This window comes from Kribbella sp. NBC_00382 (assembly GCF_036067295.1).
Lineage (GTDB): Bacteria > Actinomycetota > Actinomycetes > Propionibacteriales > Kribbellaceae > Kribbella.
This window is the reverse complement of the sequence record NZ_CP107954.1, coordinates 3,043,620-3,069,209: the sequence shown is the minus strand read 5'-3', so window position 1 is coordinate 3,069,209 and position 25,590 is coordinate 3,043,620. Positions and strand designations below refer to the sequence as shown.

At 67.7% G+C, this 25,590-nt stretch carries 18 protein-coding genes; 5 read left to right on the top strand and 13 right to left on the bottom strand.

Annotated elements, in window-relative coordinates:
* Positions 1 to 35 precede the first annotated feature (35 nt).
* The 3 genes from OHA70_RS15035 to OHA70_RS15025 all read left to right on the top strand — a co-directional run bounded on the left by OHA70_RS15035 (position 36) and on the right by OHA70_RS15025 (position 2,564).
* Positions 36 to 839 (top strand): hypothetical protein, encoded by an 804-nt coding sequence (locus OHA70_RS15035; protein WP_328332852.1) that lies wholly within the window; start codon positions 36 to 38, stop codon positions 837 to 839.
* Positions 840 to 931: 92 nt separating this feature from the next.
* Positions 932 to 1,708 (top strand): hypothetical protein, encoded by a 777-nt coding sequence (locus OHA70_RS15030; RefSeq protein WP_328332850.1) that lies wholly within the window; start codon positions 932 to 934, stop codon positions 1,706 to 1,708.
* A gap of 67 nt (positions 1,709 to 1,775) precedes the next feature.
* Positions 1,776 to 2,564: a hypothetical protein gene (locus tag OHA70_RS15025; protein ID WP_328332848.1), complete on the top strand. Its 789-nt coding sequence runs from the start codon at positions 1,776 to 1,778 to the stop codon at positions 2,562 to 2,564.
* Between the two features lie 64 nt (positions 2,565 to 2,628).
* On the opposite strand, the gene OHA70_RS15020 is transcribed toward OHA70_RS15025, so the two are convergent.
* Positions 2,629 to 2,958: a sterol carrier family protein gene (locus tag OHA70_RS15020; protein WP_328332846.1), complete on the bottom strand. Its 330-nt coding sequence runs from the start codon at positions 2,956 to 2,958 to the stop codon at positions 2,629 to 2,631.
* 136 nt (positions 2,959 to 3,094) lie between these two features.
* On the opposite strand from OHA70_RS15020, the gene OHA70_RS15015 reads away from it, so the two are divergent.
* Positions 3,095 to 3,676, top strand: coding sequence for a hypothetical protein (locus OHA70_RS15015; protein WP_328332844.1), 582 nt, complete (start codon positions 3,095 to 3,097; stop codon positions 3,674 to 3,676).
* Here OHA70_RS15015 and OHA70_RS15010 read toward each other — a convergent pair whose 3' ends face one another.
* The 12 genes from OHA70_RS15010 to OHA70_RS14955 all read right to left on the bottom strand — a co-directional run bounded on the left by OHA70_RS15010 (position 3,677) and on the right by OHA70_RS14955 (position 21,579).
* Positions 3,677 to 5,209, bottom strand: coding sequence for an alpha/beta hydrolase (locus OHA70_RS15010; protein WP_328332842.1), 1,533 nt, complete (start codon positions 5,207 to 5,209; stop codon positions 3,677 to 3,679).
* Positions 5,209 to 6,240, bottom strand: a complete 1,032-nt coding sequence (locus tag OHA70_RS15005) for a PSP1 domain-containing protein (RefSeq protein WP_328335132.1) — start codon at positions 6,238 to 6,240, stop codon at positions 5,209 to 5,211. The genes OHA70_RS15010 and OHA70_RS15005 overlap by 1 nt, the downstream gene beginning before the upstream one ends.
* Positions 6,241 to 6,333: 93 nt before the next feature.
* A complete protein-coding gene (locus OHA70_RS15000) occupies positions 6,334 to 7,008 on the bottom strand; it encodes a DUF4190 domain-containing protein (protein WP_328332840.1) in 675 nt (224 codons plus the stop codon).
* An 11-nt stretch (positions 7,009 to 7,019) separates the two neighbouring features.
* Entirely contained in the window at positions 7,020 to 7,703 is a 684-nt protein-coding gene (locus OHA70_RS14995) for a DUF4190 domain-containing protein (RefSeq protein ID WP_328332838.1), read from the bottom strand.
* A 115-nt stretch (positions 7,704 to 7,818) separates the two neighbouring features.
* Positions 7,819 to 8,988 (bottom strand): DNA polymerase III subunit delta', encoded by a 1,170-nt coding sequence (locus tag OHA70_RS14990; protein WP_328332836.1) that lies wholly within the window; start codon positions 8,986 to 8,988, stop codon positions 7,819 to 7,821.
* On the bottom strand, positions 8,985 to 11,060 hold the full coding sequence (gene tmk / locus OHA70_RS14985) for a dTMP kinase (protein WP_328332834.1): 2,076 nt from the start codon (positions 11,058 to 11,060) through the stop codon (positions 8,985 to 8,987). Before tmk ends, OHA70_RS14990 begins: the two co-directional genes overlap by 4 nt.
* Positions 11,061 to 11,111: 51 nt before the next feature.
* Positions 11,112 to 13,961, bottom strand: a complete 2,850-nt coding sequence (locus tag OHA70_RS14980; protein ID WP_328332832.1) for a glycoside hydrolase family 2 TIM barrel-domain containing protein — start codon at positions 13,959 to 13,961, stop codon at positions 11,112 to 11,114.
* 70 nt (positions 13,962 to 14,031) lie between these two features.
* Positions 14,032 to 15,279 carry a winged helix-turn-helix domain-containing protein gene (locus OHA70_RS14975; RefSeq protein WP_328332830.1) on the bottom strand — a complete coding sequence of 416 codons (1,248 nt, stop codon included), beginning with the start codon at positions 15,277 to 15,279 and terminating at the stop codon, positions 14,032 to 14,034.
* A 381-nt stretch (positions 15,280 to 15,660) separates the two neighbouring features.
* The gene (locus OHA70_RS14970; protein WP_328332828.1) at positions 15,661 to 16,104 is read right to left on the bottom strand and encodes a Fur family transcriptional regulator; all 444 of its coding nucleotides are present in this window, start codon (positions 16,102 to 16,104) and stop codon (positions 15,661 to 15,663) included.
* Positions 16,104 to 18,872, bottom strand: a complete 2,769-nt coding sequence (gene topA / locus OHA70_RS14965; protein ID WP_442913889.1) for a type I DNA topoisomerase — start codon at positions 18,870 to 18,872, stop codon at positions 16,104 to 16,106. The genes OHA70_RS14970 and topA overlap by 1 nt, the downstream gene beginning before the upstream one ends.
* Positions 18,873 to 19,031: 159 nt before the next feature.
* Positions 19,032 to 20,162: an alpha/beta hydrolase family protein gene (locus OHA70_RS14960; RefSeq protein ID WP_328332826.1), complete on the bottom strand. Its 1,131-nt coding sequence runs from the start codon at positions 20,160 to 20,162 to the stop codon at positions 19,032 to 19,034.
* A gap of 88 nt (positions 20,163 to 20,250) precedes the next feature.
* Positions 20,251 to 21,579, bottom strand: coding sequence for an alpha/beta hydrolase family protein (locus OHA70_RS14955; RefSeq protein WP_328332824.1), 1,329 nt, complete (start codon positions 21,577 to 21,579; stop codon positions 20,251 to 20,253).
* 313 nt (positions 21,580 to 21,892) lie between these two features.
* Between OHA70_RS14955 and OHA70_RS14950 the strand changes: the two genes are divergently transcribed.
* Complete coding sequence (locus tag OHA70_RS14950) at positions 21,893 to 25,510, top strand: NPCBM/NEW2 domain-containing protein (RefSeq protein ID WP_328332822.1); 3,618 nt, start codon at positions 21,893 to 21,895, stop codon at positions 25,508 to 25,510.
* Positions 25,511 to 25,590: the final 80 nt, after the last annotated feature.

Genomic DNA, 25,590 nt, shown 5'->3' with positions numbered 1-25,590 from the left:
CTGGATGAACCCATTTCCGCCCTACTGTCGGCCGCATGATCTCGAATCTCAAAGCCCATGCCCGGGCGTTGGCCGTCTTCGCCACCGGTGCGGCAGTCGCCGGTACTGCGCTGCTCGTCCCGGCAGCCGCTCAGGCGAACACCAGCGCTACCGCCCAGGCCTCGACCACGGCCGCTGTGAGCGACCTGCTGAAGCCCGGCCAGATCCTGAAGCCGGGGCAGTACCGTCGTTCGAAGAGCGGCATCTACACCTTCGTCATGCAGACCGACGGCAACGCGGTGCTCTACAAGAACGGCAAGACCCCGGTCTGGAGCACGGTGACGAACAAGAAGTCGTCGGCGATCGTGATGCAGAAGGACGGCAACCTGGTCGTCCTCTCCGGTCGTACGCCGGTCTGGGCCAGCGGCACGCACGGCAGCACCAACTCGACCCTGGCCGTGCAGAACGACGGCAACCTGGTGATCTACAACTCCCGCGGCAAGGCAGCCTGGACGCGCTGGATGGTGCTGGTCACCCTCGGCGCCGGACGGGTGCTGCCGACGAACCAACTGCTGTACTCGCACAACCGGGTCTTCCGGCTGCAGATGCAGTCCGACGGCAACGCGGTGATCGTGAAGAACGGCAAGACGCCGATCTGGAGCACCCGGACGATCAGCAAGGGCGCGTTCGCGACCATGCAGACCGACGGCAACTTCGTCGTCTACACCGCCAAGAAGAAGGCCCTGTGGTCCAGCAAGACGAACCGCAAGGGCTCGGTCCTGCAGATGCAGGACGACGGCAACCTGGTCGTCGTCTACGGCCGTACCCCGGTCTGGGCCAGCGGCACCGGCGGTCGCTGACCAACACCCCCGCACCACTGCGGACCGCCGTTGCATCAACCTGCAACGGCGGTCCGGCGTTTTTGGCCGATCGAAGCCCTACCGTCGGACAAATGAAGGCATTCACCGCACTCCTCACCGCCGCGCTGGCCACCGCAGCCGCCTTGGTGGTCAGCCCCGCCGCCCAAGCAGCTCCCACCTCGGCCACAGCGGTCGCCGACCAGCTACTCCCTGGCCAGCGGCTGACGGCCGGTCAGTACATCCGCTCCAAGGACCAGCAGTGGATCCTCGTGATGCGGGCCACCGGCCGGCTGGAACTGCTCCGGCCGGGCACTGGTACCTATGAGTGGGCCATCGACACCGGGCGTAAGGGCTCCGTCCTGCGGATGGAGACCGACGGCAGCCTGAGCATCATCTACGGCCGGACCAAGGTCTGGAGCGGCGGCGCCAAGGCGAGCCCGAAGGCCAAGCTCGTGCTCCCGACCGACGGCCTGCTGAAGATCCTGACTCCGCAGGGCAAGTCGGTCTGGAACCGGCACATGGTGATCGAGACCATGTGGCCGGGCACCGAGCTCTTCGCGGCCGGCCCGCGCAACATCGCGTTGTCGGTGTTCTCGCCGTCGAAGGTCTACACCCTCCAGCTGCGGCCCAACGGCGACCTCGAGCTGATGAAGAACAACAAGACCCTGCTGTGGCGGGCGCCCGATCCCAGCAAGACCCCGGACTCGATCGCCAGGCTGACGGCGGACGGCACCTTCGCCGTCTACAACAACTTCAACCTCCCGACCTGGACGGCCGGCAGCAAGAAGCCCGGCACCGTCGTGCAGGTCCGCGACGACGGCTCACTGGTGCTGATCTGGGGACGCACGCTGGTGAAGAAGCTGCACTGAACGAACCAGTTGGGCGGCGGTGGCGTCATATCCCTTGAAAGCTTCAGACCTAGGGGGATCACTTCAGATGTTCAAGAACAAGCTGCGCGCCACCGTCGCTCTCGCCGCCTCTGCCGCGGCACTTGCCACCGGTACTGCGGTACTGGCCGTCGCACCGGCCAGCGCCGCCACCACGTCCACTACTCAGGCCTCGTACGTCTCCGACACGCTGAAGCCGGGCCAGTCGCTGAAGGTCGGCCAGTACCTCCGGTCGAACGACGGCAAGTACGTGCTCAGGATGGACGCCCAAGGCTGGGCCGAGCTGACCCGTGGTCCCGGCTACAACGCGACCTGGACGACGCCGGTCTCCAAGCCGGGTGCGGTCCTGCGGCTGCAGGCGGACGGCGACCTGGTCCTCATCTACGGCCGGACGACGATCTGGAAGCTCGGCACGAACGCCCCCAACGCGAACCTGATCCTGCACAACGACGGCGTCCTGTCGCTCTACAACTCCAAGGGCATCGCCATCTGGAACCACCACATGATCCTCGGCACGATGGGTCAGCTGGAGGCGCTCCGGACCGACAACGTGATGATCTCGCGCAACCACGTCTACACGCTCAAGATGCAGACGACCGGTGACCTCCAGCTGCTGAAGAACGGCAAGACGGTCCTGTGGCACAGCAAGACCGCCGGCCACCCCGGCTCCTACGCCCTGGTCCAGGGCGACGACCTAGGCGGCTTCGCAGTCCTCTCCGGTGAGAAGCAGACCCTCTGGTCCGCCAAAGCCACCACCCAAGACGGGGTGCTGGTCCTCCGCGACACAGGCGCCCTCGACCTCGTAGTGGGCCGCACCACGGTGTGGTCCGCCAAGTAGTCCAGCCAGCCCAGGCCCAGCCTTCAACATCGTCCGCCGCGGCGCGCAGCGCCGCGGCGGACTTTCAGTTGGAGAGGAGAGGGAGGAGGTGGGTGAGATCAGTGCGCTCTCCGGAGGCTCGGACCTTGCCGGTGAGGCGAGCATCCGACCAGGTGGTTCGTCCGAGGGCCAGATCTATCCAGATGTCGGCGGGCATCTCGATGACTGCGCCGGGGGTGCCTCGGGTGTGGCGGGGGCCTTCGATGCACTGGACCGCTCCGTACGGCGGGACGCGGACCTCCACCGCATGGCCGGGCGCCTTCGCGACCAGGAGCTTCAGCAGCTCCTTGACCAGCAGTTTGAGTTCGGCGCGACCGGCGTCGCCGGCGTCGTACCGGCGCAGTGCTTCGTCCATCTCCACAGGCGCATACGGTACGCGGTTTCGCCCAAGCCCCCTTCGTACCCGATAATCGAGAAGCGCACCGAGACGCGGAAGTGAGGTCGGGATGCTCACGCCCAGGCACCAGGCGCTAGTGGCGACGCTTGCGGGAATGACCGTAGGAGTCGCCGTCTTCGGCACCGTACTGGCGATCAACTCACGCGGTGGGGACGACCCCACGTCGAGCCAGGTGGTGACCAGCCAGCCGACCGATACGCCGAAGACCGGCGACGGGCTGCAGGCCGACTCGCTCCAGTTCACGTCCCAGGCGTTCGGCTCCGACGACGCGCCGGCGACCGCGGACGTCCCGACCGGCTGGAAGAGCGCGACCGGCGGCACCAGACCGAAGTACGTCGATCCGACTGGCGTCTGGCAGATCCGCTTCGACACCCGCGGCAGCAAGCAGAGCCCGGACGAGATGGTGGCCGCCCGCGAGAAGAGCATCGACGAGAAGGACCTCAACGTCATCAGCCGCGACGACGGCACGCTGATCTACACCTACACCGATCAGACCCGCGGCCCGCGGATGGGCCTGTCCAGCTTCCGCCCGGCCCCCGACGGCAACCGCACGCTGGTCGAGATCACCGTCGGCGGCCGCCCGCAGGACGAGGCCGGCCTGCGTGCCGTCCTGGCGAAGGCCACCGACACCCTGCAGATCTCCGGCACGGACGTCGGCGACACTCGACCTAACTAGTCAGCACTTGATGTCAGTGGCGGGCGGGGTGCCCTTCAGCAGGTAGGTCTCGACGGCATCGTCGACACACTGGTTGCCCTCGTTGTAGCCGGTGTGGCCATCGCCGTCACGGGTGATCAGCACGCCGTTCTCCAGTTGCCCGGCGAGCCCGACCGCCCAGTCGTACGGCGTCGCCGGGTCGCGCGTAGTGCCGACGACGACGATCGGCTTGGAGCCGGCCGCGGTGATCTTGTGCGGCTTGTCCTCCGGCTTGACCGGCCAGTTCGCGCAGGGCAGCGAGCCCCAGAGCAGGAACGAGCCGAACCGTGGCGAGGCGGCCTTGAACTTCGCCGCGTCCGCTTTGCCCTCCGCGACCGAGGTGAGGTCCGGGCGGTCGATGCAGTTGACCGCGTAGATCACCTCGTTCTGGTTGTTGCCGTAGCCCTTCGGCGTACGGTCGGTGTACTCGTCGGCCAGCGCCAGCAGTCGCGCGCCCTTGCCCGCGAGGCCGTCGACCACCGCGTCCTCGAGCCGAGGCCAGTAGTCCTTCACATACAGCGGGAAGATCACGCCCAGCACGACGAGCGCCTGCGTCACCTGCCGGTCGCCGTCGCCCGGCAGCGGGGTGGCGTCGGAGTCGTTGATCAGCTTGTCGATCTTCGCCAGTACTTCGGCCTTGGAACTCCCGAGCCGGCAGGACCGTTGCGCGCAGTCCTCGGCGAAGGCGTCCAGCGCGGTGTCGAAGCCCTTCGCCTGGGCCAGGTTGTTGTCCTCGGACGACTTCGACGGGTCGACCGCTCCGTCGAGGACCAGCCGGCCGACGTTCTTCGGGAACAGTTCCGCGTAGGTCGCGCCGAGCAGCGTCCCGTACGACATCCCGAGGTAGTAGAGCTCCTGGTCGCCGACGATTCCACGCAGTACGTCGATGTCGCGGGCGGCGTCCTTGGTGGAGACGTGCGGCAGCAGGTCGCCGGAGCGCTGCTCACAGCCGTCCGCGAGCGCCTTGGCCTGGGTGTTCAGCGCGTCGATCTCGGCGTCGTCGTCCGGGCTCCCGTCGGTGGCGATGAACTTGTCGAGCTGCTCGGTGTCGAGACAGCGCACCGGCGTCGAGTCGGCCACTCCGCGCGGATCCCAGCCGATCACGTCGAACTTCCGCAGCAGCGGCGCCCCGAGCACGAACCCGGCCGACGCCGCGAACTCCTGCCCGGACGCACCCGGCCCACCCGGGTTGATGAACAGCGTCCCGATCTTCCCGGTCCGATCCCGCGCAGGCACCTTGCGCGCCCGCAACTCGATCGTCTTGCCATCCGGCTTGCTGTAATCCAGCGGCACGTTGATGGTCGCGCACTGGTTCCCCGACCCACACCGCTGCCAATCCACCTGCTGCCCGTAAAACTTCTCCAGCCCCGCCGGTACCGGCCCAGCCGGCCCCTTAGGCGCAGTACTCGGGTCACTCCCACCAGACCCGTCGGCGTCCTGAGCCCGGCTAGCCACCCCACACCCCGCCACCAGCACCGCAAGCCCAACAACAACCACAGTCGCCCGACGAATCATCACAGCGAACTATCTCCCGTACCCTCGTCCGATTCCGGCCCTGCGTTGTCACCTTCACCCTGACTCAACCTGCGACGCCGGCGCGGCTTGCGACGCGGCTTGGCGGGCTCATCTGCCTCCACCGATACCTCGGGCTCGGCCGGCGGTACCGACAACTCGATCTCGACCGGCTGTGCTGGTACTACCGGTGGAGCGTCTGGAGTGGTGGTGTCGGAGGCTTCGTACTGCTGGCGGGGGGAGCAGACGTCTGCGCGGCTGCAGGCGCAGCGGCGGCCTGAGGCGGCTAGGCGGACTACTACCGTGTCGCTCGGGACGTTGTGCCCGACGACGACGCCGTCACCCGCGGGGGTCTCCACCTGCGTACCGGTGGCCGGGGCTTTGGCGTTGAACTCCTGGTACAGCGGGTGCTCGTACTTCAGGCAGCACATCAACCGCCCACAGGCACCCGAGATCTTCAGCGGGTTGAGCGGCAGGTCCTGGTCCTTCGCCATCCGCACACTGACCGGCTCGAAGTCCTTCAGGAAGGTCGCGCAACACAGATCTCGCCCACACGGCCCGATCCCACCCTGCAGCCGCGCCTCATCGCGCGCACCCACCTGGCGCAGCTCGATCCGCGCCCGCAACCCACGGGCGAGATCGCGGACCAGCTCCCGGAAGTCCACCCGGTGCGGCGCGGAGAAGTACACGATGACCAGCTGGTCGACATCCGCCCGGCGATCCACGAAGTCGATGCCGACCACCTTCATCGGCAGCCCGTGCTCTCGGATCAGCCGCTTGGCGGTCAGCCGCGCATCGGCCCGGCGCTGCCGGTTCTGCTCGTCGCGGTCGAGGTCGGCCGGCGTCGCGACGCCCTCACACAGCGGCAGCCCACCGATCTCCTCGGTGACGTACTGCGGCGCCCACACGCACTCGGCGACCTCGGGCCCGTCGTCGGTCGGGACCAGCACTTTTTCCCCGACCCGCGGTCTGTGCGGGCCGGGGTCCAGGTAGTACAGCCGCCCGTACCGCTCGAACGACACCGCCATCACCATGCCCACCGCGCCAGACTACGTGCCAAACCGTCCGGTGGTGGACGGTTTGGCGTTCGGGCGTGGATGGATCGGCGTCGGACGTACGGTTTCGCGCTAGAAGTCGTTGGCGTCGCGGAAGGTGATCAAGGCCAGGATGAGCACGATGCCGAGCAGGGTGATCAGGCCGCCGACGATGATGCCGACGACGGCCATCGCCGTACCGGACTCTTTCCGCTTCTTGATCTGCATCAGCGCGATGATGCCCAGGATCACGCCGATCGGCGCGCTGATCCCGATCACCAGCCCGCCCAGCCCACACACCAGCGAGGCGATCGCCAGGCTGTTGGTCTTGTCGGCCTGCGCCCCCGGATACCCATAGCCGTACGCCGCCGGCGCCTGCCCCGGATACTGCCCCTGCCCGTACTGGGCCTGGCCGTACTGCCCTTGCCCGTACTGTGCCGACCCGTACTGCGGCTGGCCATACCCCTGCGCCTGCGGCTGCCCGTACTGGTTCGGCTGCCCGTACCCAGGCTGCTGCGGCTGCCCATACCCGGGCTGCCCGTACTGCGGCGCCTGCGGCTGCCCGTAAGGCGGCTGCTGCGGCGGCTGGCCGTACTGCGGCTCCTGGGGTTGCCCGTACTGCGGCTGCTCGGGCTGCGGCGGCTGGCCGTACGTCGGCAGCTGCTTCGGATACTCCGCCGTCGGCGGGTCGCCGTACGTCGGCACCGGCCGCGTCACGTCGTCCTGCGGCCGGTCCGAATCCCGATCCGGCTCGGATGGATTGCTCACTCGCTGACCCCCTAGCGCTGAGAATTGCGCATGGAGCCGGTCAACTGTTCGCCGGGCTTACCGACCATGCACAGCACGTTGCCGTCAGCAACGGCACGATCCTCCAGTACGACGTAGTAGATGTCCAGTTCGGACTGCTCGTACGCCTTGCCGACGAAGGTCTGGAAGGCGGTCGCGCACTGCTGCGTCGCCGCCGACGTCTTCTGCTCCGCGGACAGCCCGGTCAGCGTCGCCCGGACCTTCGCGTACCCCTCGCCCGTGTGCGGCACGGCACAGTCCGCGATCGTCACCTGCCGCAACGTCGCCACCTCGAGGTCGGCGTCGAAGCACTGCTGCACCTCCACCTGCGAGATGCCCGTACTGCGCCCGATGCCGGCCCGGCGTTCGCCGTACAGGTTGAGCGCGGCAGCGACCCCGAACGCGATCAGCCAGCACCCGCAGATCACCAACGCCCCGATCGCCAGCCGCCGCCCGCGCGCACCCGACTTGCTGATCCGCCGCAGCCCGATCAGCCCGAGCACCGCCGCGATCGGCACCAGCCCGGGCAGGCTGGTCGCGAACGCCACCACGGCATAGCGATCCAGCCGACGTTGCGCGGGTGTCGGCACACCCTCCAGCCAGGACTCGGCCGACGGAAGCGGAGTCCGCCCGTGCTGGACCGGTCCGGGCCGGATCGGCGAGGGCGGTTGGGTCAAAGATGCATCCTTCGGGGGGTTAACGACACTGGCGGGTCCAGATCAGCCTCGCCACCCCAACATCGCGCGCACCCTCGCCTTCGTTACATTCGTGTCCGCGACTCAGACGCGCGTCTCAGCCCTCGAACAGGGAGATCGTCATCGCTTCGAGCGCGAGCAGCGGCGCGACGTTGCCCTCGATCGCCTCGCGGCAACCGGTCAGCGCGTCGATCCGGCGGATGGTCTGCTCGGGGCTGGTCCGCGCCGCCAGTCGCTGGATGTCCTGGCCCAGCTCGGCGTTGATCAGTTCTGCTCCCGCACCGGTCTGAACGACCAGAACATCGCGATACAAGGCCATCAGATCGACCAGCGACCGATCGAGCACGTCGCGTTCCCAGCGTTTGGCGCGCGCCTTCTGCCCGTCCTCGAGCTCCTTCAGGGCCGCGCCCGCCTCGCGCGGCTTGGCGCCCTTCGTACCGACGCCGAGGGCCTGCTCGAGTTCGGTCCGCTCCTGCTCATCGACTTTCGCGGCGCTCGCCTTCGACTCCTCTTTCGCCGCGTCGACGAGCCGTTGGGCCGCATTCAGGCAGGCGCCGATGTCGTGCAGCTCGAACGGCACCTCGAGCACCTTGTTCCGCCGGCCGCGGACGACCTCGTCCCGCGCCAGCGCCTTGGCCCGCCCGATGTGCCCCTGAGCCGCGCGAGCCGCGAAGCTGGCCAGCTCCGGCTCGATCCCGGACTTCCGGGTCAGCATCTCGGCGACCGCGGCCACCGGCGGGGTTCGCAGGACGAGCAACCGGCAGCGCGAACGGATCGTCGGTACGACGTCCTCGACGGTCGGCGCGCAGAGCACCCAGACGGTACGCGGCGCCGGCTCCTCGATGCTCTTCAGCAACGCGTCGGCGGCCTGGTCGGTCAGCCGGTCCGCATCCTCGATCAACATCACCTGCCAGCGCCCCTGCGTCGGGCTCATCGCGGCCCGGCGTACCAGCTCGCGAATCTCACTGACCCGAATCGACAGCATCTCGGTACGGATCAGCGTGACATCGGGATGCGCGCCGTTAAGCGCAGTACGACAAACCGCGCACTCCCCACACCCACCATCCAAACACTGCAGCGCGGCAGCAAAGGCCCGCCCAGCATTAGACCGCCCCGACCCCGGCGGCCCCGTAATCAGCCACGCATGGGTCATACCGGCGGTCGCCTTGCCACTCTCACCCCGCAACCGCGCGGACGCCCCAGCCACGGCCCGCTGCAACACCTCAACCGCAGGCTCCTGCCCCACCAAGTCATCCCAAACACTCACTGCCGCCCCACCTCCGACTCCCGCCCGGCCTCCCGCTGCACGGCGTCAGCCTCCGCGCCTGCCTGCTGCGGCTCCACCGGCTGCTGCACCGGCGGGAGCATCGGGAGTAGGCGGGCTTGGATCTGCTTGGCGAGTTGCTCTCGGTCCTGCGTTGCGTCGAGTACCAGGTAGTGCTGCGGCTCACCGGCGGCCAGTTCCAGGAAGGCCGTCCGGACGCGTTCGTGGAAGTCGGCTGACTGCGCCTCGATCCGGTCCCGCTCCTCGAAGCGGCCGAGCCCGCTCTTCGGCGGCAGGTCCAGCAAAATCGTCAGGTTGGGCCGCAGATCATCGGTGGCCCAGCGGTTCACCCGCTCGACGTCGGCGACATCCAAGTCACGCCCGGACCCTTGGTACGCGAGCGCCGAATCGACGTACCGGTCAGTGATCACCACCGCGCCCGACTTCAGCGTCGGCTTGATCACCGAGTCGACATGCTCAGCCTTGTCAGCGGCGTACAAGAGCGCCTCAGCCCGATGCGAGATATCCCCCGTCGCCGGGTCGAGCACGATCTGGCGCAGCTTCTTGCCGAGATCGGTCGCACCAGGCTCGCGAGTGAGCAGCACCTGTTGACCTTGCTCCTTCAGCCACTCGACCAGCAGCGCGGACTGCGTCGACTTACCCGCGCCCTCACCACCCTCAAGCGCGATGAACAGTCCAGTCGTCGGATACACCCCAGGAGTCTTCCCGAAGCTCCGCCGCAGATCCCGCCAGAACGGCACACCCGGCCGATCGTCCATCTGCTTCCACGCGACCAGCCCGATCACACCCGCCAGGATCGCGGCGATCAGCATCGTCATCGAGGCGCCGTTGTACGTGACCGACCCATCGCCCGGCAGATTGACCGTACGCCGACCGATCGCGCCAGCCACGAACGGCGCAACCGCCAGCGTGACGGCAAGCACGGTCCGTACCGCCGACTGCACGAACGCGAACGTCCGCCCCCGCACGTTGTCCGGCACCTCGAGCCCAAGCAGCGTGTACCCCGAGACCCACGACGCCCCAGCGCAGAAGCCGAGCACGATCGCGATCATCGTGGCAATCTCGAGCTGCTGGATCAGCGCCAGCCCAGCCAGCCCGATTCCCGACCCGACCAGCCCCGCCGCGAACAACCTGCGCCGGGACAGCCCCGAGAACAGCCGCGGCGCGAACCCCATCCCGAGCGCCAGCCCACCGAACACAGCGCCGAACAGCACGCCGTACCCCGGATCGCCCGCGTCCAGATCCTCCACGTACGTCCGGCCGAGCCCGATCACCACGGCACCAGCCGCGAACGCGCCCGAGATCCCGACGACGAGTCCGCGGACCACCGGCGTACCGGTGACGTAGGACCAGCCCTCGACCATCGTGCGCCACAGCGTCGGGTGGTCTTCGTGGTCGTGGCTGCCGGCCCGGCCGATCTCGGCGACCGAGACGATCGCCAGACCGGAGATCAGGAAGGTCGCCGCGTTCACGTAGACGGCCAAGTTGATCGAGAAGAAGTCGCCGAGACCGCGGGTGACCAGGGTGATCGCGGTGAAGATCGCGGCCGCCGGCAACGCCGTCCCGTACGTCGTGATGAGGCTGAGCTGGTTGGCCGCCTCGAGCCGGTGCCGGGGGATCAGGTTGGGCACGCTGGCGTCCTTGGCCGGCCCCCAGATCAGGCTGACGATCTCGATCAGCACGGTCGCCACCAGCACCCAGGTGAGCGTGCCGACGATCGGGATGCTGACGAAGAAGGCCGCCCGGATCAGGTCTCCGATGATCATCGTCCAGCGCCGGTCCAGCCGATCCGCCACCCAACCGGCGACCGGTCCCATCACCAACGCCGGCAGCACCCGCAGGAACAGCACCCCGCCGATGGCGAAGTTGGCCGCCTGGTAGTCGTCCCCGGCGAACGCCTTGGCCATCGCGGTCAGCGCGAGCAACCCGATCCAGTCGCCCAGGCTCGACAACCCGAACGCGATCCAGAGCCGCCGGAACGCCCTGATCCGCAACACCGCGCGCAGGTCATGCGCCGGTGCAGGATCAGTCAGCGGGTCATACACCTCCGGCACACCCGAAAGCCTAGTCGGGTGTGCCGACAACTCTCACATCGCCTGATCTCGTCAGCGGGCGAAGCGCACGGAGATCGAGGCCGGAGCTGTATGGAGGGTGTAGCGGTCGGGAAGGGCCGGGCCGCAGGAGTTGGAGCCGATGCCTGCCTGGGCCAAGTCGAGGGTGACGTAGGTGGTGTCGCCTGCGACCAGGTCCGGGGCGTGCTTCGCGTTGGCCAGGTCGGCTGACGTCCAGTCGCGGACGGTCAGACCGAAGAGGTCGGGGGCCGCCTCGACGCGCAGGGAGTCCAGCTGGGCCCAGCGGGTGTCGATGTGGTGCCCGTTCTCCTGCGGACGGATGTACGCCGTCTGCAGCTGAGCAACTGTCCCGGAGTACTTGCCGACTACCGCTGCCGCGCGGGTGTCGACATACGCCTCACTAGGCCCAGTACCGAACCACTCAACCTGCCCGACCTTCGGCAACTCGAAGGTGATCCCCAGCCGCGGCAGGGTCGCCGGGTACTGCCCATCAGGCTCCACCGACAGATCCAGTACTACCGACCCGTCCTGGAGATGAGTCCACCGCCAGGTAGCGACCAGCCCCCACTGGAGAGCCGGCGGCGCAGTACGAGTCACCACCTCCCAAGCCCCATCAACCAGTCCAGCCGACACCACCCGCTGCTGAACCCGATGCAGCCCCGCTTCCTTCCAAGCGTCCGCCACCCCCGGAATCACATCGTTGTCGATCGGAGCCCGCCAAACATCCAGCCGCAGGTTGCTGACCCCAAGCGAGGCGACATCAATGCCGTGCACCCCCGCAACCACGTCCTCCCCGGCATCTTGCCGCGCATGCCGCGCCTCGTCGCCTCCGGCGACCTCGGCTGGGATGGAGGAAGAAGAGGGCGCGCCGCCCACGTGGCGGGCGCCAGTCGGCTGGTCCAGGCGGATCTGGCCCCAGGCGATGCGGTGGCCCGCCTCGGCCCAGGTGGTGTTCCCCGCCAGCTCCGCCGTGACGGTCACCCAAGTCTCTGGCTGTACGTCGATACCCGCAGGCAGCTCGACTGTCACGGTCTTGCCTGCGGCGATCGGCGGTACCGTCAGGGCGTCTGACGCGACGCGCTCGCCTGCGACCTCGGTGGCAATCCGGAAGGTGAGGTGGCTGGTGTCCAGGACCTCGTGGCGGTTGGTGATGGTGATACCGGTGGAGTCGCCGGTGATGACCACCGGCTCGATCACCTTGATGTACTCGAGCATGCCGGGCGACGGCGTACGGTCCGGGAACAGCAGGCCGTCGCAGACGAAGTTGCCGTCGTGGATCTCCTCGCCGAAGTCACCGCCGTACGCGTAGAACTCCCGCCCGTCGACCGTCGTCCGCAGCCCGTGGTCGATGAACTCCCAGATGAAACCGCCCTGGCAGCGCGGGTACTTCTCGAACAGCGCGTGATAGTCCGACAACCCACCCGGCCCGTTGCCCATCGCGTGCCCGTACTCGCACAGGATGAACGGCAGTCCCCGGTACGACGTACTGTCCGCCCCGATCCGCTCGACATCCTCCGGCGACGTGTACATCTGCGAGTAGATGTCGACGAACTCCGCATGCGTGTCCCGCTCGTAGTGCACCGGCCGCGACGGATCGCGGTCGTGCGCGAACGCGTACATCGACTTGAGGTTGTCGCCCATCCCGCACTCGTTGCCGAGCGACCAGATGACGATGCTCGGGTGGTTCTTGTCCCGCTCGACCATCCGCCGCATCCGCTCGACCAGGTCGGCCTCGAACCGCGCGTCCATCACCGGGTTCGGCAGCTTCGGCGGCTGCGGCTCGTACCCGAAGCCGTGCGTCTCGAGATCGCATTCGTCCACGACGTACAGGCCGTACTGGTCGCACAGATCGAGGAAATGCGGGTGCGGCGGGTAGTGGCTGGTGCGGACGGCGTTGATGCCGGCGCGCTTCATGATCAGTACGTCGTCAAGCATGTCCTGCTCGGTCAGCGCCCGACCGCGATCCGGGTGGAACTCATGCCGGTTGACGCCGTTGAAGAGCACGCGATTGCCGTTGACGGTCAGCACACCGTCGACGATCGCCACCGTGCGGAACCCGAGCTTGAGTCGGACTGCGCCGCCGGCTGTCCGGAGTACGGCGTCATAAAGCCGCGGGCTCTCAGCACTCCACGGCTCAACCGCTGCGACCGGCGTCTCGAAACCGGTCGGGAACTCGAGGCCCAACTCCTCGACGACAACTGTGCCCGGTACGTCGGAATCGACCTTCACCGTGCCCGCGCCATCGGCGTACGAGACATGCACGAACACGTCGGTCGGCGCCTGCGGCCTGAGCGCGAGCAGGTTGACCTCGCGGAAGATCCCGGACAGCCACCACATGTCCTGGTCCTCGACGTAGCTGCCCGCGGACCACTGGTGCACGCGGACCGCGATCTGCGCCTCATTGCCTGGAGCAACCAAATCGGTGATCTCGAACTCGCTCGGCAACCGCGACCCCGACGACCAGCCGACCGGATTCCCGTCCACGAACACCGCGAACCGCGAGTCGACCCCCTCGAACCGCAGCACGATCCGGGAGCCGTCCCAGTCGGCCGGAACACGCACGGTACGCACGTAGTCGCCGGTCGGATTGGCCGTCGGCACATGCGGCGGATCGACCGGGAACGGGTAGTCGATGTTCGTGTACGCCGGCGCGCCGTACCCCGCCAGCTGCCAATGCCCCGGCACCACAATCGTGTCCCAGCCGGACAGATCGGGATCCTTCAGGTCGTCCGGCGCCTCGGCCACACTCGGCGAGAGCCGGAAACTCCACTCCCCGCCGAGCGCCACGCGCGCGGAATCGTCATCGAGCCGGGCCCGCGGAGCCAACACACCCGCACCCGAAGCAAAGTCTTCGACATAACTGTGGTCGTAGGTCACAGACATCGACCCTACGGCCGATCTGTTCACAAATCCACACCGATGAACAGATATGGACAGGGTTTTGGTGAGTTTGTCAGGGCAAGCGAACCCGCTCGAGCCCCAGCCAGCTAGCCATCAGCTGCAACTCCGCGACCAGTGGCTCGGTGAAATCGGGGGCGCCGGGCTCCGGGGTGATGGTGGGGACGAGGAGAGTGGAGGTTTTGCGGTCGGCCTTGAGGTCGACCCGGGCGACCAGGCGGTCGCCGAGCAGGAACGGCAGGACGTAGTACCCGTGGATGCGCTGGGCGGCCGGCGTGTAGATGCTGATCCGGTAGAAGAAGTCGAAGAGGTGCTCGGTGCGGTCGCGGTTCCAGATCAAGGTGTCGAAGGGTGAGAGCAGGGCGCGAGCGTCCACCGGCCGGTCCTCGGCGGTCGAAGACAGGTAGCTCTGCTTGGTGACTCCTTCGACGTTGGCGGGGATGAGGTCGCCCGACTCCACCAACTCGTTGACGACCCGCTTGGCAGTTGCCGCAGGCAACGGATAGTGCCCACCCGTCTTGCCGCACAGCTCCCGCGCCGTCGCCACACCCAGCGACCGCGCCGAGATCCGCACCAATTCCCGCTGCGCCTCGGCGGAGAGCTCGGGCGCACGGAGTACAGGCTCAGGCAGCACCCGCTCGGTCAGGTCATAAACCCGCTCAAAATTCCGCCGCCCAGCAACCATCACCTGCCCAGTGGCGAACAGGTACTCCACAGCGATCTTGGCATCCTGCCAATTCCACATAGACCCGGTCGACGGATCCGGATCCGGATCCCCTCTCTTACGCCGTACTTCCCCAGCCCCCACCTCACCCGCCGTCATCGCCCCTTCATCAGCGATCCGCGCAAGCACCTCCCCCACCAACCCCGGCCGCTCCTTCTGCAGCCGCTCCATCCCCACCACCACAGCCCAAGGCACCGCCACCCCCTCCTTCAGCGCCCCCCCCCCCCCCCAAACCTGCCCCTCAGCCGCCCGCATCCGCCACCGCACCAACGGATAACTACTCACCGGCAGCAGGCTCGCCTTATGCCCCCAGAACCCCTCAAACAGCTCCGGCTCCCCACCCCAAGCCATCCGATCCAACGTCTCCCGCCGGTACTCCCCAACCCGACTGAACACCGGCAAATAATGCGACCGACACAACACATTGACCGAATCAACCTGCAACACCCCAACCCGCCCCACCACCCGCCGAAGCTGCCGCACATCCCCCCGCCCAGCCCGCCCCACCCCAAACCCCTGCGCCCTCAACGCAACCCGCCGCGCACTCTCCCGCGAAACCAACTCCCCAACCACCACCATCCACCAAACCTATTCCAAACCAGCAGCACCGTCCCGCTCGACAGGAGGTACTAGCCCTAGGCCACCCCACGCCCCCATCCCTGAGCGCAAACCCCACCCCGAGACACCACTACCTCCTGTCGACCGGGACATACCCCCACCCCGCTGCACCAGTGCGTCGAAACCGCCCGGCGGCACGCGCACCTCCGCTGCACCTCCCGACCGCAACTGCTGGCACGCAACTGCACGCCGGTACGCGCCAGTCGTCGGCCGCTGGCACGTTCTTGTACCGCTGGCGTGATGCTTCCCGCCAGTGGCCCGATAACCCGCCAGCCGGCCCGGCGACTCGCTTCCGGGGCACCCCGGTCGGCGGAAGCCACCCAGCCGCGTCGCGAGCTGGAGTTAGCTGCTGCAGTCTTTGCAGAGGCCGACTAGGGCGACCTGTTCGGGGGCTAGGTGGAAACCTAGTTCTCGGAGGAGTTTGCGGCGGACTGGGTCGAGGATGTCGCCGGCCACATCCAAGACCGTGCCGCATTCGCTGCAGCGGAGGTGGAGGTGGCGGGGAGCCAGGTCTCCGGCCAGGTGGTAGGTGGTACCGGCTCGGCCCAAATGCACATGCGTGACCAGGCCGAATTCGCCCAGGGCGTCCAGTGCCCGATAGACAGTCGCCCGGTGGATTCCTGGGCGGAGTTCTTCGGCGCGTTCGCCGATCTGTTCGGCGCTCAGGTGTTCGTCGGTGCCGGCCAGCACCTCGACCACGGCGAGCCGGGCCGGGGTCACGCGTTCGCCTCGTTCTCGGAGGCGTTGCGCGGTGACCTCGGCCGGACCCTTCGCGGTACTGGGCATCAGGCCTTCTTAGCGGCCGTCTTCTTGGCGGTGGTCTTCTTGGCCGCCGTCTTCTTAGCGGTGGTCTTCTTCGCAGCAGTCTTCTTGGCCGCGGTCTTCTTAGCAGCGGTCTTCTTGGCCGGAGCCTTCTTCGCGGTCTTCTTCACCGGCCCACGCGCCCGCTTGTCCGCAAGCAGTTCAGCGGCACGCAGCAGCGAGATCGTCTCGACCGAGTCGTCCTTGCGCAGCGTCGCGTTCGTCTCGCCATCGGTCACGTACGGACCGAAGCGACCCTCCTTGACCACCACCGGCTGACCCGACTCCGGATCCTCGCCCAGCTCCTTCAGCGGCGGCGCGGCAGCACGCCGGCCACGCTGCTTCGGCTCTGCGTAGATCTTCAGCGCTTCCTCGAGGGTGATGTCGAACATCTGGTCCTCGGTCTGCAGCGACCGCGAGTCCGTGCCCTTCTTCAGGTACGGCCCGTAGCGCCCGTTCTGCGCGGTGATCTCGTCCCCGGACTCCGGGTCCTTGCCAACCACCCGAGGCAGCGACAGCAGCTTCAGCGCATCCGCCAGCGTCACCGTGTCCAGCTGCATCGTCGACAGCAGCGACCCGGTCCGCGGCTTGGCGCTCTTCGGCGCGTCCTCCGGCAGTACCTCGGTCACGTACGGCCCGTACCGACCAGCCTTCGCAACAACCTTCAGCCCGGTGTCCGGCGTAGTACCGAGCTCCAGCTCGACACCCGAAGGCTGCGACAGCAGTTCCTTGGCCTTGTCGACCGTCAGCTCGTCCGGCGGCAGATCCTCGGGCACGTTCGCCCGCGTCTCCTCCGGCCCCTCGACGTACGGCCCATAACGACCGACCCGTACGACGATCCCGCTGTCCGCATCGCCGACAGGGAAGGTCGACATCTCTCTGGCATCGATGTCGCCCAGATCGCTGACCATGGACTGCAGGCCTTCGATCCCGTCGTCACCGAAGTAGAAGCGCCCGAGCACACCCTCGCGCTGCAGGTTCCCGGCGGCGACATCGTCCAGCACGTCCTCCATCGAGGCAGTGAACGCATAGTCGACGAGCCGTGTGAAGTGCTGCTCGAGCAGCCGCACCACAGCAAAGGCCAGCCAAGCAGGCACCAGCGCGGTGCCCTTCTTGTACACATAGCCACGCGCCTGGATGGTGCCCAGGATCGACGCGTACGTCGACGGACGGCCGATCTCGCGATCTTCCAGCTGCGCGATCAGCGTCGCTTCGGTGAAACGCGCCGGCGGCTTCGTCTCGTGCCCCGAGGCAAGCACCTCGGTGGCCGGCAGCACGTCGCCCTCGGACACGTCCGGGATCTGCGTCTCGCGGTCGTCGGTCTCGGCGGACGGGTCGTCCGCCCCCTCGACGTACGCCTTCAGGAAGCCGTGGAAGGTGATCACCCGGCCGGACGAGGTGAACTCACAGTTCTCGCCCGACGACGCGCGGGCGTCGATCTTGATCGAGACGCTGTTGCCGGCCGCGTCCTTCATCTGCGACGCGATGGTCCGCATCCAGATCAGTTCGTACAGCCGGTACTCCGCGCCGCTCAGCCCGGTCTGGGCCGGCGTCTGGAAGTGCTCGCCGGCCGGCCGGATCGCCTCGTGCGCCTCCTGCGCGTTCTTCACCTTGGAGGTGTAGACCCGCGGCTTGTCCGGCAGGTACGACGCGCCGTACAGCTCGCGGACCTGGGCCCGGGCCGCCGTGATCGCCGTGTCCGACAGCGTGACGCTGTCAGTACGCATATAGGTGATGTTGCCGTTCTCGTACAGCCGCTGCGCGATCTGCATCGTCTGTGAGGCGGACATGTTGAGCTTGCGCCCGGCCTCCTGCTGCAGCGTGGTGGTCCGGAACGGCGCGTACGGCTTGCGGGTGTACGGCTTGGACTCGATCGAGCGGACCGTGAAGGTCGACTCCTGCAGCGCCGCGGCCAGCGCGGTAGCGGTCGACTCGTCCAGGTGGACCGTGTTGCCGCTCTTCAGCTCACCCGTCGAGGCGAAGTCGCGCCCCTGGGCCACCCGCCGGCTGTCCACCGAGACAAGCCGGGACGGGAAGATCCGCGGGGTCTTGCCCTCGCCCGCGTCGAGCTTCGCGTCCAGGTCCCAGTACGACGCCGAGCGGAATGCGATCCGCTCCCGCTCTCGGTCGACCACCATCCGGATCGCGACCGACTGGACCCGGCCTGCCGACAGCTTCGGCATGACCTTCTTCCACAGCACCGGCGAGACCTCGTAGCCGTACAGCCGGTCCAGGATCCGCCGGGCCTCCTGGGCGTCGACGAGCGCGTCGTTGATCTGCCGGGCGCTGCCGACCGCGTCCTGGATCGCCTTCGGCGTGATCTCGTGGAAGACCATCCGCTTGACCGGGATCTTCGGCTTCAGCTCGTCCAGCAGGTGCCACGCGATGGCCTCGCCCTCGCGGTCCTCATCTGTGGCCAGGTAGAGCTCGTCGGCGTCCTTGAGCAGATCCTTCAGCTTGCGGATCTGGGCCTTCTTGTCGGCCGGTACGACGTACAGCGGGTCGAAGTGGTCCTCGATGTTGACCCCGAGGCGCGCCCACGGCAGGCCTTTGTACTTCGCCGGGATCTCGTCGGCGCCCTTGGGCAGGTCGCGGATGTGGCCGAAGCTCGACTCCACCACGTAACCGGCGCCCAGGAAGCCGGCGATCATCCGCGCCTTCTTCGGCGACTCGACGATCACCAGGCGGCGCTGACCGCCGGCAGCCGTCGATGACGAGCCGGACGTTGTCTTCGTGCCTGTTGCCCCTGCCACTGCGCTCCTTGCCTGTCAACGCTCCACTGTGCCCAAACGCCTGCGGCCGGACAGCTTGTTCCCCCGAACACAAAACCAGACCCCGCCCACGGACAGAGTACGGCCGACAGCAACGCATTTCTCAACGCACGGTAACCGCTCGGGGCGCCGTCGGCCTCATCAGGGTTTCAGAAACTCACCGAAAAACTCGTCCAGAGCATGTCGCGTGAAGGCGACGGACACCTCGGGAGAGACCGTACCGAGGCCCTCCGACAGCACTGTGGGGTCGATACCAGACGCGCGCGCGAGGCCGGGCAGGGTGAACTGATAGTCACCGAGCGACCCGTGCCCGCCGTCGACGAGGCGCAACTCCTTCTTCCAGCCGCGCTGAACCGTCCAGAAGCTGGACCAGGTCGGGTCCGTACTCCGGGAATGCGCCCCCGCGCCGACCAAAAGGAACGGCCGGTCTAGTCCACGCAGGCTCACCTCACTCGGCTGCTCCCCGTCCCGCATCCCGCCGTCAAGGTTCACCCCGGCGGAGATCCGGCGGTCCACCAGCATCGCCGAGGCGGCCGTCGAGCCGCCCATCGAGTACCCGTAGATCCCGATCCGGCTCAGGTCCATCGCGTGGCTCAGCCGGCGCGGCAGCCCCGGCAGCGAGTCGAGGACGAATCTCACATCCGCCACCCGCGTGTCCGTGGCCTTCTTCGCGGCCCCCGGCGCCTCCCACGGCACCAGCGCGCCCACCACCCTGCCGCCCGGGAATTCGACCGGTACCTCCCCGGTGTGGTCGATAGTCACCACTACATAGCCCCGGCTGGCCAGTTCCTCAGCCTGGTTCGTACCGATCACCCTGGAGGTGCCCGAGGCGGGTGAATAGAGCAGTACCGGGTGCCGCCCACAGGGCTTCGCGCGAAGCCGGGCATGCGTAGTACTGCCGGCCAGGTCGACGGTATTGCCGGGCAGCCCCAAGAGAGAGGCCATCTGCGCGCCCAGCGCCGGGGCGACGGCAGGCCCGGCGTACGGGGCGAATTGCCGGTGAGTACCTCGGGTCGGGTACCAGACGCTGACCATCAACTCCCGCCGCTTCCCCGGCTGCCACGGGTCCGCCCGCCGGGCATCCACCAGGTGCACCTCCCAGGTCCCGATCGCGTACGGCCCGGTAGGCGCCGGCAGTTCCACCCGGTACGCCGTACTCGCGGCAGCCGCGGGTTGAGCCGCCCCCACCGGCCCCCGGGCAGCCGCGATCGGTACGGCAAGCGCCGCGAAGGTGGTCGCAAGGACGGTTGCGATGATTCGGCGCTGGATCATGCCATCCAGCCAATCCCAGCAACCGCCTCAGCGAATCGTCCTAAGGCGTGATCCCGAGGTCATCCCTAGGTAGCACCCGCCTGCCCGGTCAGGACACGAACTGGACCTCCGGGAACGCCTGCGACTGCTTCTGCAACAGGGGTTGCGGCCGGCCCTTCAGGAACTGGTCGAAGAACGCGGTCAGATACGTGCGCTGGGCCAGCAGCATCCGGTGCCGGTCCAGGATGCCGCCGACGTTCGCCTGGACCTGGACCGCGCCGTCGTCGTCCCCGGTCAGCCCGTAGAAGATGTCGTAGAAGAAGAACTGGTAGTCGGAGAAGCCGAGGTGGTTCGTCCCCGGCAACTGGAGGTTGAGCTTCCAGCCCTTCTGCTGCTGCCAGAACGTCGCCCACGAGATGTCGAAGGTGTCCGGCTTGGTCGGATCCGTCCGCTGGCTGCCGTCCGATCCGAACAGCATGAACGGACGGTCCAGCCCTTTCAGCGCGGCCGGCCCGAGCGGACCCTTCTGCATGTCGTAGGCCAGCGTGCCGTCGAGGTCCACCCCGGCCTTGATCCGCGGGTCGGCCAGCATCGCGTTGGCCGCCGTGTGGCCGCCGGCCGAGAAGCCGAACATCCCCACGTGGTTGATGTCGATCGCCTGCCGCAGACCACGCGGCAACTGGCGCTTCTCGGCATCCGGGTTGAGCCCGAAGGCCAGCAGCGAGATCCGGTCGAGCACGAACCGCGCATCAGCCACCCTGGCGTCGACAGCCGCCTTGGTCTCATCCGCTGTCGGCAGCAACACGTCCGTACCCGGTACGAACCGGCCGCCCGGGAACTCGACCGCACCCTCATGCGTGTGGTCCATCGTCACGACGATGTACCCCTGGCTGGCCAACTCCTCCACCTGAGCTGTGCCGTAGAACCGGCTGAGCGGGTAGCCCGGTGAGTACAGCACCACGGGATGCCTACCGGCTTGAGCCGGCACACCGACCTGGGCGTGCGTGTCGCTGCCCGCGAAGTCGAAGACCGGGTCGTTGAGGCCGAAGGCTGCCTTGGCCAGGCTGTGGCTCAGTACGTCCGCTGTCTTCGGCGGCATGTACTTGGCCAGCGGACCCTCGGCGCGGGGCCGCGCGGGGTACCAGACGCTGACCATCAGCTCACGCTTACCGCCCGGCGCGCTCGCGTCGTCACGGGCCGGGTCGACCAGGTGCAGCTCGACCGTGCCGATCTTGTCCGGTCCGCTCGGGGCCGGCACGTGGATCTTGGTCGGCGGGTACGTCGTCGCAGTACCGGCCGGGGCGAGTGCGCCGCTGACGGCCGGTCCGCTGTCGCGCTCATCGGCGGGGTACGCCTGGGCCAGCGCCGGGACCGACAAGAAGACGCTCGCCGCCAGGCCGGCGCCGAGGCTACGGCTGAAGCTTCGATAGTTCGTCATGCGAATCATCAAAGCGGCCGGGACCGTCGGCGTGAGTCCGCCACCCGATGGAGTCCCCATCTCAACTTCATGACAACAGGTACGGCCGAACTAGTGACAACGGGTAGGCCGGTGGGTTATCAATAGCGCAATCCTGTTCATAGATGCGTGAAGTGAGGCACTCGTGAGCATCTTTGTCCGCGTTAAACGTTCAGCAGTCATCGCCGGGACATCCCTGGCCTTAGTAGCGGGTGCCTTGGCCAACGCCGTCGGCCCCGCCAGCGCAGAACCAGCCGCAACCAGCACCGCCGCGGCGGGTACCTCCCTGGGCGCAGTGACCGACTTCGCCGCCGACGGCGCGCAGTACACGCTGTCTGCCGGTACTGCGAAGGTGCGGGTCGTCTTCGTCAAGGACGACGTGTTCCGGATCTGGCTGGCCCCGGACGGCACGTTCACCGACCCGGCGAACACCCCACCGACCGACCCGACCGCCCCGGCGTCGAACATCGTCGCCAAGACCGACTACGCCAAGCCCGCGACGAGCTGGACCGACAAGGGCAGCTACTACTCGCTGACGACCGGCAAGGTCGAGGTACGGGCGAACAAGTCGCCGCTGCGCTTCTCGCTCTACCGGGCGAACGGGCAGCAGGTCTGGTCCGAGACGGCACCCCTGTCCTGGACCGACAGGTCCACCACGCAGTCGCTGAGCCGCGGCGCCAACGAGCAGTTCTTCGGCGGCGGCATGCAGAACGGCCGCTTCTCCCATCGCGACCAGACCATCACGGTCGCCAAGGACTTCAACTGGGAGGACGGCGGCAACCCCAACGCCTCTCCGTACTACATGAGCACAGCCGGGTACGGCGTACTGCGGAACACCTTCTCCCCCGGTAGCTACAGCTTCACCAGTCCCGTCGTCACCAAGCACGACGAGAAGCGGTTCGACGCGTACTACTTCGTCGGCGACCTCAAGACCTCGCTCAACCGCTACACCGAGCTCACCGGCCGGCCGTTCATGCCGCCGATCTACGGGCTCGAGTACGGCGACTCGGACTGCTACAACCGCGGCCACTACGCCACCGATCCGGACCCCAGCAACGACTGGAAGGTCAACCCGGAGAAGACGACCACGCTGGACGCGGTCAAGGTCGCGCAGAAGTTCCAGGACAACGACATGCCCGGCGGCTGGATGCTGGTCAACGACGACTACGGCTGTGGCTACTCGGCCAACACCGACTCGGAGCAGGTCGACGGCACCTGGTGGGGCAAGCGGGACATCCCCGCGCTCAAGCAGACCGGCGACGAGCTGCGCAAGCGGAACATCCAGATGGGCCTGTGGACCCAGTCGTCGCTCGACCGACAGCCGGCCGAGGTAGGCGACGCAGGAGTCCGCGTACGCAAGCTGGACGTCGCATGGGTCGGCCCTGGCTACCGCTACGCGCTGAGCGCCTGCGACACCGCGCACGACGGCATCGAGCAGTACAGCAACGCCCGTGGCTACGCCTGGATGGTTGAGGGCTGGGCAGGTGCGCAGCGGTGTGCAGTGCAGTGGACCGGCGACCACAGCGGCTCGCTGGACGCCATCAAGTGGCAGATCCCCGCTATCACCGGCTCCGGCAACTCCGGAATCGCCTACAGCGCAGGGGATGTCGACGGCATCTTCGGCGGTTCACCGACCAGCTACACGCGAGACCTGCAGTGGAAGACGTTCAACCCCGCCTTCATGACGATGTCGGGCTGGGCCACCCCGGCGTTCAAGCAGCCGTGGGCGTACGGCGAGCCGTACACCTCGATCAACCGCAAGTACCTCAAGCTGCGCGAGCGTCTGCTTCCGTACTTCTACTCGTACGCCGCTGAGGCCCACGCGACCGGTGCTCCGCTGAACCGTTCACCCGTGCTGGAGTACCCGGACGACCCGAACACCTGGGGCGACGCGGCCAAGTACGAGTTCCTTGCAGGCAAGGAGTTCCTTGTCGCGCCGTCCTGGAGCGCCGACGACGTCAAGAGCGGCATCTACCTGCCCAAGGGCAACTGGGTCGACTACTGGACCGGCAAGGTCTACACCGGCCCGACCACGGTGAACGGCTACCACGCACCGCTCGACACGCTGCCGTTGTTCGTCAAGGCCGGCGCGGTCGTACCGATGTGGAAGGCCGGCATCAACAACGCCGCTGAGCAGGGCTTCGGCGACCGGCTCACTGTCGACGTCTACCCGGAGGGCAAGTCGTCGTTCAACCTCTACGAGGACGACCGCGTCACCCGCGACTACAAGCAGGAAAAGTCGGCCTCGCAGCTCCTGGAGGTCACCGCCCCCGTCGCGGCCCGCGGCGACGTCACCGTCAAGATCGGCGCCAGCAAGGGCTCGTACGCCGGTAAGCCGACCACACGTCCGTACGAGCTGACCGTCCACACCGGCACCGCCCCGCGCGATGTCTCGGTGGACAGCGTCCAACTCAACAAGCAAGCCACCAAGGACACGTACAACGCAGCCACCACCGGCTGGTACTACGAGAACGGCGTCGTGCTCGTCAAGACCGCGTCGATCTCCACCGCCGCCACAGCAACCGTCCGCCTCGCCGGCACCACCTCCGTCGGCGGCGGCAAGGCCGTCCTGGAGTCCACCGGTACGCCGGAGCTCTCCTCGCCGGCGCTGTGGAACGCACCGGGCCAGGCCACCGAACTGACGGCCTCCTTCACCAACCCGACCGACGCCACCATGCGCAACGTCAAGCTCGCGCTGGACCTGCCGGCCGGCTGGACCTCGACCGGGACGAGCACCTTCGCCAAGGTCGACCCAGGCAAGACGGTCAGCACCAAGCTCGCCGTGACTCCCGCGGCCTCGGTCAAGCCGGCCGCGTTCACACTGCGGCTGGATGCTTCGTACCTGGTCCACGAGGACACCTACAGCAACAGCACGGTGGCGCTCGCACAGTTGCCTTACGCATCGTTGTCGCAGGCCGCGACCGTGGTCGGCATCAGCGACGCGAAGACCTTTGCCCAAGGCAACTTCGATGGCTCGGGCGACAGCTTCAACGGTGAAGCACTGGCCGCGGCCGGCTACACCCCGGGCGCCAAGGTCACCGTGCAGGGCGCCGACTTCACCTGGCCGACCGGAGCACCCGGTACGCCGAACCTGGTGAAGAACCAGTCCGCGCCGATCCTCGTCTCGGGCACCGGATCGTCGCTGGCCCTGCTGGGCGCGGGCGCGAGCCTGAACGCCAAGGGCAACGTGACGATCATCTACACCGACGGCACCGAGTCGACCGCACCGCTGCAACTGCCCAACTGGTGCTGCCAGGACCCGGCGACGGGCGGCGCGAAACTCGCCGTCTCCGTCAAGGGCCGGTACACACCGTCCGGCCTGTCCAACACCACGACGGACTACCGGGTCTTCTACACCGCCGTACCGGTGACGCCGGGCAAGACGGTGAAGGCGATCAAGCTGCCCGGCGGCGGACTCGGATTCTTCGCGGCGACGCTCGCGGACAAGCCGTTGCCTCCGGCTCCGACCGGCCAGCCGTGGGTGAGCGATCTGGAGTTCGTGGACTCGAGCAACGGCTGGGGTCCGGTCGAGCGGGACAAGAGCAACGGTGAGGACGCGGCCGGTGACGGAGCCGCACTGACGCTCGACGGAACGCAGTACGCGAAGGGACTGGGTACGCACGCGCCGTCGTCGGTGACCGTGCGGCTCGGCGGCAACTGCACGGGCTTCACCGCCAAGGTCGGGGTGGACGACGAGATGGAGGACCGGGGCAAGGTGAGCTTCAAGGTGCTCGTCGACGGTGTGGCGAAGTACACATCGGATCTGCTTACCGGTACTTCACCCACGGTGCCCGTCAGCGTCGACACGACGGGTGGCCAGCTCCTGACGCTGCAGGTGACCGATGCCGGCGACGGCGTCACCAGCGACCATGCAGACTGGGCGGAGGCGCGGCTGACCTGCAAGAACGCCTGATCCAGCAGCCGGCCGGAGTCCGCGCAACCGACTTTCGGCTGGACTTTCCCTGAGCTACCCCGGAACCCACCTGTCAGCCG

Coding starts and splice junctions, on each gene's coding strand:
- OHA70_RS15035 (WP_328332852.1), top strand. CDS start 36: ATGATCTCGAATCTCAAAGCCCATGCCCGGGCGTTGGCCGTCTTCGCC.
- OHA70_RS15030 (WP_328332850.1), top strand. CDS start 932: ATGAAGGCATTCACCGCACTCCTCACCGCCGCGCTGGCCACCGCAGCC.
- OHA70_RS15015 (WP_328332844.1), top strand. CDS start 3,095: ATGACCGTAGGAGTCGCCGTCTTCGGCACCGTACTGGCGATCAACTCA.
- OHA70_RS14955 (WP_328332824.1), bottom strand. CDS start 21,579: ATGACGAACTATCGAAGCTTCAGCCGTAGCCTCGGCGCCGGCCTGGCG.
- OHA70_RS14970 (WP_328332828.1), bottom strand. CDS start 16,104: ATGCCCAGTACCGCGAAGGGTCCGGCCGAGGTCACCGCGCAACGCCTC.
- OHA70_RS15005 (WP_328335132.1), bottom strand. CDS start 6,240: ATGGTGATGGCGGTGTCGTTCGAGCGGTACGGGCGGCTGTACTACCTG.
- OHA70_RS15010 (WP_328332842.1), bottom strand. CDS start 5,209: ATGATTCGTCGGGCGACTGTGGTTGTTGTTGGGCTTGCGGTGCTGGTG.
- OHA70_RS15020 (WP_328332846.1), bottom strand. CDS start 2,958: ATGGACGAAGCACTGCGCCGGTACGACGCCGGCGACGCCGGTCGCGCC.
- OHA70_RS14960 (WP_328332826.1), bottom strand. CDS start 20,162: ATGATCCAGCGCCGAATCATCGCAACCGTCCTTGCGACCACCTTCGCG.
- OHA70_RS14975 (WP_328332830.1), bottom strand. CDS start 15,279: ATGGTGGTGGTTGGGGAGTTGGTTTCGCGGGAGAGTGCGCGGCGGGTT.
- OHA70_RS14980 (WP_328332832.1), bottom strand. CDS start 13,961: ATGTCTGTGACCTACGACCACAGTTATGTCGAAGACTTTGCTTCGGGT.
- OHA70_RS15025 (WP_328332848.1), top strand. CDS start 1,776: ATGTTCAAGAACAAGCTGCGCGCCACCGTCGCTCTCGCCGCCTCTGCC.